The sequence below is a fragment of the Morganella morganii H1r genome (assembly GCF_000633515.1).
GTDB lineage: Bacteria > Pseudomonadota > Gammaproteobacteria > Enterobacterales > Enterobacteriaceae > Morganella > Morganella morganii_B.
Map to the genome: position 1 here is coordinate 64,899 of NZ_AYMP01000025.1, position 12,051 is coordinate 76,949.

The following is a 12,051-nucleotide window of genomic DNA, read 5'->3' on the forward strand; positions in this document are numbered from 1 at the left end:
TTCTCCGGAGAGAACATCTCATTTTTATTTTGTAATTTAAAATGTACGAAAATTTAAATATTTTACGATTTTGGATTGAATTATTTACGAAGGATGTTATGGTGTTTTCTCAGACACTCAACACGTAATCCATTTTTTGTAAAACTCAGCAGGAAAACACTATGATCATGCAAAAAGACGCACTCAATAACGTTCACATCAGTGATGAAATTGTTTTAATCTCACCGGAAGAACTGAAACAAAAGTACCCATTGAGTCGCAACGACCAGCATGCCATCGCCGGTGCACGCAAGACGATTGCGGATATTGTTCATCACCGTGATCCGCGTTTACTGGTTGTCTGCGGTCCGTGTTCCGTTCATGACACCGATGCAGCGCTGGAGTATGCCCGTCGTCTGAAAGAATTATCTGCTGAGTTGAGTGACAGTCTGTATATCGTGATGCGTGTCTATTTTGAAAAACCGCGGACAACCGTGGGCTGGAAAGGGCTTATCAGTGATCCGTTTATGGATGGTTCTTTCGAGATGGAAAAAGGTCTGCACATTGCCCGCAAACTGATGGTGGATCTGGTTCAGCTCGGCCTGCCGCTGGCTGGTGAAGCGCTGGATCCGAATAACCCGCAGTACCTCGGGGATCTGTTCAGCTGGTCTGCTATCGGTGCACGTACCACCGAGTCACAGACACACCGCGAAATGGCATCCGGTCTGTCCATGCCGGTCGGCTTTAAAAACGGTACTGACGGCAGTCTGAGCACCGCCATCAATGCCATGAAAGCTGCGTCCATGCCGCACCGTTTTATGGGGATCAATCAGTCCGGTCAGGTTTGTCTGTTACAGACGCAGGGTAACCCGAACGGCCATGTGATCCTGCGCGGCGGAAAACGTCCGAACTACAGTGCTGAAGATATTACGGAATGCGAGGCACAAATGAAGAAAGCCGGTCTCACCCCTTCACTGATGGTAGACTGCAGTCACGGCAACTCGGATAAAGATTTCCGTCGTCAGCCGCTGGTGGTGGATGCCGTGGCAGAACAAATTTGTGCCGGAAATACCTCAATTACCGGTATTATGCTGGAAAGCCATATTAACGAAGGCAATCAGTCATCAGAACAGCCGCGCAGTGCCATGCAGTACGGCGTGTCAGTGACAGACGCCTGCATCAGCTGGGAAACCACTGAAGCAGTTCTGCGTCAGCTGCATCAGCAGGTCTCATCGGCGCTGGCAGAGCGTGTGGTTCAGTTACAGCAGGCAGGATAATAAAAACAGGCAGGGTGTATGTCCGGTGCATTAACACATTTACGTGATCAAATTGATGAAGTGGATAAATCGCTGCTGTCACTGCTGGCAAAACGCCTGCAGTTAGTGGCGGAAGTCGGGGTAGTGAAAAGTCAGCACGGCCTGCCGGTTTATGCGCCGGATCGCGAAGCCGCGATGCTGGCGTCCCGGCGGCAGGAAGCGGAATCCCTCGGGGTTCCGCCGGATCTGATAGAGGATGTGCTGCGCCGTATCATGCGGGAATCCTATGCCCGTGAGAATGATAAGGGTTTTAAAAAGCTCAATGCGCAGGCGCGTCCGATCGTGATTGTCGGCGGTGACGGCAAAATGGGGCAATTGTTCCGGCGGATGCTGACACTGTCCGGTTATACTGTGCGTATTCTGGACAGCGGTGACTGGGCGGATGCCCCGGAGCTGCTGGCAGACGCGGGTATGGTGATTGTCAGCGTACCCATCCACCTGACAGAACAGGTTATTAAACAATTACCGCCGCTGCCGGAAGATTGTATCCTGGCGGATCTCGCCTCTGTCAAAGCGGGGCCGTTACAGGCAATGCTGGCAGTACACAACGGGCCGGTGCTCGGGTTGCACCCGATGTTCGGGCCGGATGTCGGCAGCTTTGCCAAACAGGTAGTGGCCTTTTGTGACGGGCGTTTCCCGGAGCGGTATCAGTGGTTCCTGGAGCAGATTACCGTCTGGGGTGCGCATTTGCAGGGTATTAAGGCACAGGAGCATGATCGCAATATGCGTTATATTCAGGCGTTGCGTCACTTCACCACCTTTGCTTACGGGCGTTATCTGGCAAAAGAAAATGTCGATCTCGCGCAACTGCTGTCATTGTCATCACCGATTTACCGGCTGGAACTGGTGATGATTGGCCGCCTGTTTGCCCAGGATCCGCAGCTTTATGCAGATATCATTATGGCTTCAGAAGATAACCTGGATGTGATAGAGGATTATCACCGTGAGTTCGGTGAAGCCATGGCGCTGCTGGAAAACCGGGATAAGGCCGAGTTTATTTCGCAGTTCTCCGCCGTCAGTGACTGGTTCGGCGAACATGCGCAACGCTTTATGAAAGAGAGTCAGGGACTGCTGCAACAGGCGAGCGACAGCCGCCGCTGATAAAGCGGGTGCTGATAGTATTCAGCACCGGCTATTTCACTTGTTTATTTCACAGGATGAAAGGTTTTAGGTACGGAAGGGTAACCTTCTGAGCCATAAATGATTTTTCTCGGGTCATATTTATTTTTATAGGCACTTTCAACTGAAAAACTGATTCGTTCTATTTGTTGCAGACCACCGCACCGGATTTGCTGATATGAATAAGCAATAACATCACGACCGGTGGCGTTTGCCAGCTCCTGTGCAGCGTAACGTTTTCCGTAACAACTGAGCAGATGTATAGGACCCGTATTGCCGGTGAGATCAATCCGGTTACCGGACTCTTTTTTAATATATTCGACCAACTCATCAGCGCGCTGATGGTGTGTGTCTGATGTGTCCAGCTTTGTTACTTCGCGGCCATTTTCTATGATTTTACAGGCTTTTGTGCCGACTGTCAGCCGTCCGTCTGTACTGCCGTGGAGTATGATGGCATCTTCTCCTTTTCCTCTGAAATTATTTGAATAGCCTTGCAGGATAGTTTTTCCGCTTTTTGTGCCGATATCGTCATCTAAACTGAACGTCACTGCGCTGAAACCGGCCGGTTTATGCGTGGTCATTTTAATATGAGAAACAGAATGTAAGGAAGAAAACAAATTTTTAATGGCTGATTTTACAGATGACTCAAAGGCGTGAAATTTCGCTGACAGGGTTTCTGATGATATATGCATTACATATTCTCCATTGATTTATATCGATAATATTAATTCAATGAAAAATAGCACCAGATTAGGCAGATCACTTTCAAATCATGAGCTGACTAGCTATACCGGATAAAATAAAGATGAGATGAAGACAAGAGAAGCAGCCACCTGTTTAACAGATGGCTGAGAAAATATTATGCGCGATCCACCGGGAAGGCGATCACATCACTGATCTGCTCTGCACCCAGTGCGAGCATAATCAGCCGGTCAATACCCAGCGCCACACCGGCACATTCCGGGAATCCGTGCTCAAGTGCTGCCAGCAGATTTTCATCAATCGGCTGTTCCGGCAGACCCATACTTGCCCGTTTGCGGTTATCCCGCTCAAAGCGCTGACGCTGCTCTGCGGCATCAGTCAGTTCACGGAAGCCGTTTGCCAGCTCAACCCCTTTGTAATATACCTCAAAGCGTTCTGCCACACGGTGGTCTTCAGAACTGATCTCCGCCAGTGAAGCCTGGCTTGCCGGAAAATGATAAATAAAGGTCGGTTTTTCCAGCCCGATATGCGGCTCCACACCCACCATAAACAGCAACTGCAAAATGGTATCGCGATCTTCCTCGGTATCAGCAATATTGCTGACATCCAGTTTGGCCGCAACTTCACGCAGTTTATCTTTCTCGGCGGTCAGCGGATCGATATCCAGATAACGCAGGAAAGCCTGCTGGTAGGATAACGATTCTGCACTTTCACACTCTAAGGTTTGCTGTAATAAATCATCAACCTCATTTATCAGACGGTACATATCATAATGAGGGCGATACCATTCGAGCATGGTGAACTCCGGATTATGATAGCGTCCGGCTTCCTCATTACGATAGCTGCGGCCCATCTGATAAATGGGCCCGCTGCCCGCTGCCAGCAACCGTTTCATGTGATACTCCGGGCTGGTCATCAGATAAAGCGTTATTCCCTGTGCGGCACCGGGGCCGGTAAACTGAGTTTCAAAGGCGCGCAGATGGACATCGGTGACGGTCGCCTGACTCATGGTCGGCGTTTCGACTTCTAATACACCTCTGTCTGCAAAAAAATGTCTGATTTCATTAACAATTTTTGCACGTTTTAATAGATTGGCTATCGGGGCAGTCGGCTGCCAGCCCGCAATATCACTCATGCCGTAAGAACTCCGAATAAAAATAAAGGGTGCAGTTTACCCGCAACCTCTGATGGTGACAAACAGATATGCAGAACATGCTACGTGTAAAACCCGGCTCTGAACAGGCGTATTGTGCGGCGGCGGGGCGCGGCAGCACCCCGGGCTGGTATCATCAGCCGATTAAGGCCGGCGGGACATGTTCCCCCGGATAACTGCCGAGCACCTTCACCGAACGGGCGATTGCTTCTAACGCTTTGAGCGCCTGCTGCATCGGTACTGAACGCAGATTGGCATGCACATCAATATAAAACATCTCTTCCCACGGCGTGCCGTGAATAGGGCGGGATTCCAGTTTACTCATCACAATGTCATGCTCTTTCAGGATAATCAGGGCATCGACCAGCGCCCCGGCCTGTTGTCCGGTCGCCATCAGCAGCGTGGTTTTCGCCGGTACCTGCTCTGACACATCAATCGGCTGGCGGGCTATGACAATAAACCGCGTCATATTGGTCTGCTGATTGGCAAGATTCTGTGCAACCACCTGTAAGCCGTACAGCGCGCCGCCGGCCTCGCTGCCGAGGGCGGCAACATCCTTCCGGTTGAGGGAGGCGACTTTTTCCATCGCCGCAGCGGTGCTTTCGCAGTATTCAATTTTGTGGTCCGGGAACTGGCTGAGATACTGGCTGCACTGTTCAAACGGCTGCGGGTGACTGTAAAGCGTGGTGATCCCGGCAAGATCCGCACCCGGAATGGCCAGCAGACAGTGATTCACCGGCAGGCGTAATTCGCCGACAATGGAAAGCGGAGTGGTCTGCAGCAAATCATAGACATCATTGATGGCGCCGGAACTGGTATTTTCCAGCGGCAGCATCCCGTAATCCGCCTGACCGTTTTCAACCAGCTCAAAAATATCGCGGAATTTACGGCAGCTGAACTCGGTCATATGATCGAAATGACGGGCGGAATACTGGCGGGCAGCCACATGTGAATAAGAGCCTCTCGGGCCGAGGAAGGCTATCCGCGCACTGTTATCCGGTGTCTGGTTCAGGTGCTTTTGTAAAATCGCCTGCTGGGTCAGGACCGAATCCTCAATAATCAGCTGGAACAGGCGGGTGATATAAAACCCGTCCAGCCCGTGTGGTTTGCCTTTGTTTATCAATACATCCAGCAGTTCACGCTCGCGGTTCTTATCGCGGACAGGGCGGTTATCCTGCAGTTTGGTCTGTGCGACAGCCACGGCCAGTTTGCGTCGCTTTGCCAGTAAATCCAGTAATTGTGCATCCAGCTGGCTGATTTGTTCCCGTATAGCTAAAAGATCGTTCATATGTTGTCCTCAGACCCTGTTTCCCGGCGATAAAAAAAGCCTCCGCGGCGGGAGGCTTTTCTGTGCGTCTTCGTTTTCTTTCTCACACGACAAAAAGCCTCATTAACAGAAGCGAAAAAAGAAAAAGAAGAAGCGGATACGGGAATACATGGTCAGTGTGTTGTCCGTTGTGTCATCAGATAATAGTTAATAGACCTGATGCAACCGGTTGTGTCAACCAAAAAAAACGCGCCCTGAGGGCGCGCAGAGACAAAACTCAATTTATTATATTTTTTATTCTGCGGATTCTTCATCAGACACAAGGTTGGCTTCTTTAACACTGTTATCCGCGCGGCGCGCTTCACCTTTGTGCTGTGCTTTATTCAGCTGCCGTTCCAGTTTCGCCAGTAATTCATTGATGGCGGCATACATATCTGCGTGTTTGGCGCTGGCAACTAAATTTCCATTCGGTGTGCTGATGGTGGCATCAACCACAAATCCCTGCGGATCTTTCGCGAGGATAATGTGCGGGTTAATTAAAGGAACCTGCCACTTACTCAGCTTATCGAGACGGTTTTCAACATGTTCCCGGATTGCCGGGGTGATCTCCATTTGCTTACTGGTGATATTCACATTCATAGTGACCTCTCTTTGTTACATCCGTCTTGTTGATGTTCAGAATACGTGGATGGTGACAAGAAAAAATTGATCGCCGTCACTAATATTTTTTAGTTTTTTCAAAAGGTTATATTTTTGTGACCCGGATTGAGAATACAGAGGATACAACTTGCGGGAAAGGACTGAATCGTGCATTATCGATAAGTTGGCTGACCGCATATTCTCAGAGACGAGAAGGCTGTCGGCCATTTTTTATGCAGTAACACAGTGATAAGACAATAAAAAAGCCATCCGGAGATGGCCTTTTCAATCAGACAGGTAAAACGGAACTCAGTTGCGCGGGTTAGCGGCAATCAGTTTTGCCACTTTTCCGGCTTCCGCCGTTAATCCCAGTTCATTATAGGCATTTTCCATCAGCGGCAGCGCCTGACGTGTCGCCAGTGTGTCCGGATAATCACGCAGCATTAATTCAACACGATTAATCACCGCGACATATGCCCCGCGTTTCGTGTAGAATTTCGCAACGGCCAGTTCAAAGGCCGCAAGGCGATCTTTGAGGAACACCAGACGTTTTGCGGAGTCTGTCGCATAGATACTGGTCGGATAATAACGCAGTAACTGGCTGAAATCCTGGAATGCCACACGGGCGTTCTGCGGGTCACGGTCCGCACGATCGATACCAAAGAAACTCTGCAGCATGTTATCATCGAGCGCCTGAGCGGTCAGGCCGCGCATGTACAGAACATAATCGATGTTCGGATGTGTCGGGTTCAGACGCATGAAACGGTCGATAGAGGCCAGTGCCATCTGTAAATCACCTGCTTTATAGTAGGCGTAAATCAGATCCAGCTGAACCTGCTGTGAATACGGGCCGAAAGGAAAACGGTTATCGAGGGTCTCAAGCTGCGTGATGGCCCCTTTATAGTTACCGTCCTGTAATTTTTCCTGGCCGACAGTGTACAGCTCTGACGGTGAGGCATCCGGGAGAATTTCCTTGTTTCCGGAACAGCCGGACAACATGAGGCTTAGCGTGGCGGCGGCCACGAGATATTTCATACGTATCATCACGTGTTGATTATCCTCTGAATATTTTTTAGGGAGCACTCCGTACAGCTCCCGCTGGCGATCACGATACAATACCACATAGTTTAAATGAAACGGTGTTGCCGTTCAAAATATAACTTTCTGATACAGAGACAAACATGGCTCAAGAAATACAACTTACCGCAACTATTAATGAATCACAGCTCGGTCAGCGTTTAGATCAGGCTTTGGCGGAATTGTTCCCTGATTATTCACGATCACGTATAAAAGAGTGGATCTTAGATGACAGGGTTCAGGTTAACGGCCGTCTTGTCAACAAACCAAAAGAAAAAATGCTGGGCGGGGAACAGATCAGTATTGATGCACTGATTGACGAAGACATGCGGTTTGAACCGCAAAACCTACCGCTCAATATCGTTTATGAAGATGATGATATCCTGGTGATTAATAAACCGCGTGATTTTGTGGTACACCCCGGAGCAGGGAATCCGGACGGCACTGTCCTGAACGCACTGCTGTATCATTATCCGGATATTGCCGATGTGCCGCGTGCAGGTATCGTTCACCGCCTGGACAAAGATACCACCGGTCTGATGGTGGTGGCGAAAACCGTTCCGGCTCAGACCCGGCTGGTGGAATCACTGCAACTGCGCGAAATCACCCGTGAATATGAAGCGGTAGCCAATGGTCGTATGACAGCGGGCGGCAAAGTGGAAGAGCCGATTTCCCGTCATCCGACCAAACGTACTCATATGGCCGTTAACCCGATGGGTAAACCGGCGGTGACGCATTACCGTGTGATGGAGCATTTCCGTGCTCACACCCGTCTGCGTCTGCGTCTGGAAACCGGCCGTACTCACCAGATCCGTGTACATATGGCACATATCAATCATCCGCTGATGGGTGACCAGCTCTATGGTGGCCGTCCGCGTCCGCTGAAAGGGGCAAGTGATGAATTCCGTGATGCACTGCGGGAATTTGACCGTCAGGCACTGCACGCCACCATGCTGCGTCTTTATCATCCGATCTCCGGCATTCAGATGGAGTGGCACGCGCCGATTCCGGATGATATGGTGAAACTGATTGAAGTTCTCAAAGCTGATGCACAAGCGCATCAGGACGATATGGACTGGTAAGGAGTCACCATGACCGCACTGATTACCCCGCAATGGCCGCTGCCCGCAGGCGTGAGAGCCTGCAGTTCATTACGTACAGGCGGTGTCAGTCAGCCGCCGTTTGACAGCCTCAATCTGGGGCTGCACACCGGTGATGACCCGGAGGATGTCGCCCGCAACCGGGCGATTCTGGCAGAGGCTGCCGGGTTCCCGGATACACCGCTGTGGCTGAATCAGGTACACGGAACGGATGTTGCCATTCTGGATGACAACACACCGCGCGGTCCGCAGGCCGATGCGGCGTATACCCGCACGCCGGGGAAAGTTTGTGCGATCATGACAGCGGATTGTCTGCCGGTACTGTTCTGTTCCCGTGACGGGCGTGAAGTGGCCGGTGCTCACGCCGGCTGGCGCAGTTTATGCGGCGGCGTGCTGGAAAATACTGTGTCCTGCTTTACAGCTGCACCATCAGATATTATCGCCTGGCTGGGGCCGGCTATCGGCCCGCAGAAATTTGAGGTCGGTGCGGAAGTGCGGGAGGCGTTTATGGCGCACGCCGCAGAAGCGGCTTCGGCATTTATTCCGTATGGTGATAAATATCTGGCGGATATTTATCAGCTGGCCCGTCAGCGTCTGGCTGCTGCCGGTGTGACCGCAGTTGCAGGCGGCACCGAATGCACAGTGACTGACGTTGCCCGCTTCTTTTCTTACCGCCGTGATGCCCGGACCGGGCGCATGGCGTCATTTATCTGGATCAACCCTCAGCAAAAGCCATAACCTTCAGGATTACGCATAATATTTAATATTTTTTCAAAATCCGGCTTGAATATTTGACAAAAGTCCTCATTTAGTACTTAGCTAAAATTCAAAGCCATTTTTTTGGAGGTGTTATGCGTTTGGATCGTTTCACGAATAAATTCCAGCAAGCGCTCGCCGACGCCCAGTCTCTTGCAGTCGGGCACAGCAATCAATTTATTGAACCCGTGCATTTACTGTCTGCATTTCTGCATCAGGAAGGCGGGTCGGTGCGTCCGTTACTGGCATCCGCCGGGGCGGATATCGCGCAGCTTAATCAGAAGATTGATGACACCATCAGTCGTTTACCGCAGGTGGAAGGTTCCGCCGGGGATGTGCAACCCTCACAGGATCTAATCCGTCACCTGAATATATGTGACCAGATTGCACAAAAACAAAATGATGCTTATATCGCATCCGAAATTTTTGTTCTGGCTGTATTAGAGAGCAACAGCTCATTAGCCGATGTATTAAAAGCAGCCGGGATCAATAAACAAACACTTAAGAAGGCTATAGACACTATGCGTGGTGGTGAAAATGTGAATGACCAGGGCGCGGAAGATCAACGCCAGGCCCTGAAGAAATATACGATTGATTTAACCGAGCGCGCCGAATCCGGCAAACTTGACCCGGTTATCGGCCGTGATGAAGAGATCCGCCGGACTATCCAGGTTTTACAGCGCAGAACCAAAAATAACCCGGTACTGATCGGGGAACCCGGGGTGGGTAAAACCGCCATCGTGGAAGGACTGGCGCAGCGTATCGTCAACGGCGAAGTGCCGGAAGGACTGAAAAACAAACGTGTGCTGTCGCTGGATTTGGGTGCATTACTGGCCGGTGCCAAATACCGCGGTGATTTCGAAGAGCGTCTGAAAGCTGTTCTGAATGAATTATCCAAAGAAGAAGGCAGTGTCATCCTCTTTATTGATGAGCTGCATACCATGGTCGGCGCAGGTAAAGCCGATGGCGCAATGGACGCCGGGAACATGCTGAAACCGGCACTGGCCCGTGGTGAACTGCACTGTGTGGGCGCAACCACGCTGGATGAGTACCGTCAGTATATAGAGAAAGATGCGGCATTAGAGCGCCGTTTCCAGAAAGTCTATGTGGCTGAGCCGACTGTGGAAGACACCATTGCGATTCTGCGTGGTCTGAAAGAGCGTTATGAGCTGCACCACCATGTGCAGATAACTGACCCGGCGATTGTCGCTGCGGCAACATTATCACACCGCTATATCACGGATCGTATGTTACCGGATAAAGCGATTGACCTGATTGATGAAGCGGGGGCAAGTCTGCGTATGCAGATGGATTCCAAACCGGAATCTCTCGACAGACTGGATCGCCGTATCATTCAGCTAAAACTGGAGCAGCAGGCACTGAAAAAAGAGTCTGATGATGCCAGTAAAAAACGGCTCGATATGCTGGAACAGGAATTAACCGAGAAAGAGCGCGAGTATGCGTCTCTGGAAGAAGAGTGGAAAGCGGAGAAAGCAACGCTGTCCGGCACCCAGCACATCAAAGCAGAACTGGAGCAGGCGAAAACCGCACTGGAACAGGCACGCCGTACCGGTGATCTGACCAAAATGTCAGAATTGCAGTACGGTAAAATTCCGGAGCTGGAAAAACAGCTGGCGGCAGCGAATGCGGCAGAAGATAAAGATATGAAGCTGCTGCGTAATAAAGTGACTGATGTGGAAATCGCTGAAATCCTGGCGCGCTGGACCGGGATTCCGGTATCCCGCATGCTGGAAGGTGAGCGTGAAAAACTGCTGCGTATGGAGCAGGTAATGCACAGTCGTGTGATCGGCCAGGATGAAGCGGTCGATGCAGTTGCTAATGCTATCCGCCGCAGCCGTGCCGGGTTATCTGACCCGAACCGTCCGATTGGTTCGTTCCTGTTCCTCGGGCCGACCGGGGTGGGTAAAACCGAGCTGTGTAAAGCACTGGCTGACTTCCTGTTCGACAGCGATGACGCGATGGTACGTATCGATATGTCCGAGTTTATGGAAAAACATTCCGTGGCACGGCTCATCGGGGCACCTCCGGGATATGTCGGGTATGAAGAGGGCGGTTATCTGACCGAAGCGGTCCGCCGTCGTCCTTATTCTGTCATTCTGCTGGATGAAGTGGAAAAAGCGCATCCGGATGTCTTCAACATTTTATTACAGGTGCTGGATGACGGACGGCTGACTGACGGACAGGGCCGCACCGTGGACTTCCGTAACACGGTCGTGATTATGACCTCTAACCTCGGTTCTGACCGGATTCAGGAGCACTTTGGTGAACTGAACTACGATGCAATGAAAGGCGCGGTGATGGAAGTGGTTTCTCATCACTTCAGACCGGAATTCATCAACCGTATTGATGAAGTGGTGGTATTCCATCCGCTGGCGAAAGAGCAGATCCACGCAATTGCGAAAATTCAGCTCAAACGTCTGTACAAACGTCTGGAAGAGCACGGCTATCAGGTCACGATTACTGACAGTGCGCTGGATAAACTTGCGGAAGCCGGATTCGACCCGGTATTCGGGGCGCGTCCGCTGAAACGGGCTATTCAGCAGGAGATCGAAAACCCGATGGCGCAGGCAATGCTGTCCGGTAAATTGATTCCGGGCAAAATGATCACCCTGGATTTAACTGATGGTGTGATCACCGCAAAACAGTAATAACAGAAGAAAGCAAAACAGAGGGGCGCGAAAGCGCCCCTTTTTTGTGCATTATGCACAGGAAATCAGCGATATCTTGTGTGTCTGCCCGGTTTTTGAGCAAACAGAAAAAATATTGAAATAAACACTTGCGTGATCTCAGCGAGTGTCTATAATGCGCCACCACTGACACGGAACAACGCGATAACACGCGGTTCCGGCAGAAAGAGAAAAAGCGAAAAGTTGAAAAACAACGCTTGACTCGAAGGGGCTGGAAACGTAATATACGCAGCCT

The 12,051-nt window shown here is 50.8% G+C and carries 10 protein-coding genes and 1 other annotated feature; of the genes, 5 read left to right on the plus strand and 5 right to left on the minus strand.

The genetic code is table 11. The annotated features are described in order from the left end of the window. Positions 1-161 precede the first annotated feature (161 nt). Entirely contained in the window at positions 162-1,256 is a 1,095-nt protein-coding gene (locus U868_RS0115600; protein ID WP_025154103.1) for a 3-deoxy-7-phosphoheptulonate synthase, read from the plus strand. Positions 1,257-1,274: 18 nt separating this feature from the next. Beyond that, the gene (gene tyrA, locus U868_RS0115605; RefSeq protein WP_025154104.1) at positions 1,275-2,396 is read left to right on the plus strand and encodes a bifunctional chorismate mutase/prephenate dehydrogenase; all 1,122 of its coding nucleotides are present in this window, start codon (positions 1,275-1,277) and stop codon (positions 2,394-2,396) included. Positions 2,397-2,440: 44 nt separating this feature from the next. Here the strand turns inward: tyrA and U868_RS0115610 are convergent, their stop codons facing one another. The 5 genes from U868_RS0115610 to bamD form a co-directional block, all read right to left on the minus strand. After that, positions 2,441-2,962 (minus strand): hypothetical protein, encoded by a 522-nt coding sequence (locus U868_RS0115610; RefSeq protein ID WP_240182728.1) that lies wholly within the window; start codon positions 2,960-2,962, stop codon positions 2,441-2,443. Positions 2,963-3,273: 311 nt separating this feature from the next. Further along, complete coding sequence (epmA, locus tag U868_RS0115615) at positions 3,274-4,251, minus strand: elongation factor P--(R)-beta-lysine ligase (RefSeq protein ID WP_025154106.1); 978 nt, start codon at positions 4,249-4,251, stop codon at positions 3,274-3,276. 154 nt (positions 4,252-4,405) lie between these two features. Further along, positions 4,406-5,557, minus strand: a complete 1,152-nt coding sequence (gene pheA / locus U868_RS0115620; protein ID WP_025154107.1) for a bifunctional chorismate mutase/prephenate dehydratase — start codon at positions 5,555-5,557, stop codon at positions 4,406-4,408. Positions 5,558-5,586: 29 nt separating this feature from the next. After that, positions 5,587-5,708 (minus strand) — a sequence feature (Phe leader region). 122 nt (positions 5,709-5,830) lie between these two features. Further along, positions 5,831-6,175, minus strand: coding sequence for a ribosome-associated translation inhibitor RaiA (raiA, locus tag U868_RS0115625; protein WP_004237887.1), 345 nt, complete (start codon positions 6,173-6,175; stop codon positions 5,831-5,833). 309 nt (positions 6,176-6,484) lie between these two features. Further along, positions 6,485-7,219 (minus strand): outer membrane protein assembly factor BamD, encoded by a 735-nt coding sequence (gene bamD / locus U868_RS0115630; RefSeq protein WP_025154108.1) that lies wholly within the window; start codon positions 7,217-7,219, stop codon positions 6,485-6,487. A gap of 137 nt (positions 7,220-7,356) precedes the next feature. Here bamD and rluD point away from each other — a divergent pair, with 137 nt between their 5' ends. The 3 genes from rluD (at position 7,357) to clpB (ending at position 11,777) form a co-directional block, all read left to right on the plus strand. Beyond that, the gene (gene rluD, locus U868_RS0115635) at positions 7,357-8,334 is read left to right on the plus strand and encodes a 23S rRNA pseudouridine(1911/1915/1917) synthase RluD (protein ID WP_025154109.1); all 978 of its coding nucleotides are present in this window, start codon (positions 7,357-7,359) and stop codon (positions 8,332-8,334) included. A gap of 9 nt (positions 8,335-8,343) precedes the next feature. Beyond that, complete coding sequence (gene yfiH, locus U868_RS0115640; protein ID WP_025154110.1) at positions 8,344-9,090, plus strand: purine nucleoside phosphorylase YfiH; 747 nt, start codon at positions 8,344-8,346, stop codon at positions 9,088-9,090. Between the two features lie 113 nt (positions 9,091-9,203). After that, complete coding sequence (gene clpB / locus U868_RS0115645; protein ID WP_025154111.1) at positions 9,204-11,777, plus strand: ATP-dependent chaperone ClpB; 2,574 nt, start codon at positions 9,204-9,206, stop codon at positions 11,775-11,777. The last annotated feature ends 274 nt before the right edge of the window (positions 11,778-12,051 follow it).

Coding starts and splice junctions, on each gene's coding strand:
- raiA (WP_004237887.1), bottom strand. CDS start 6,175: ATGAATGTGAATATCACCAGTAAGCAAATGGAGATCACCCCGGCAATC.
- epmA (WP_025154106.1), bottom strand. CDS start 4,251: ATGAGTGATATTGCGGGCTGGCAGCCGACTGCCCCGATAGCCAATCTA.
- tyrA (WP_025154104.1), top strand. CDS start 1,275: ATGTCCGGTGCATTAACACATTTACGTGATCAAATTGATGAAGTGGAT.
- clpB (WP_025154111.1), top strand. CDS start 9,204: ATGCGTTTGGATCGTTTCACGAATAAATTCCAGCAAGCGCTCGCCGAC.
- yfiH (WP_025154110.1), top strand. CDS start 8,344: ATGACCGCACTGATTACCCCGCAATGGCCGCTGCCCGCAGGCGTGAGA.
- rluD (WP_025154109.1), top strand. CDS start 7,357: ATGGCTCAAGAAATACAACTTACCGCAACTATTAATGAATCACAGCTC.
- pheA (WP_025154107.1), bottom strand. CDS start 5,557: ATGAACGATCTTTTAGCTATACGGGAACAAATCAGCCAGCTGGATGCA.
- U868_RS0115600 (WP_025154103.1), top strand. CDS start 162: ATGATCATGCAAAAAGACGCACTCAATAACGTTCACATCAGTGATGAA.
- bamD (WP_025154108.1), bottom strand. CDS start 7,219: ATGATACGTATGAAATATCTCGTGGCCGCCGCCACGCTAAGCCTCATG.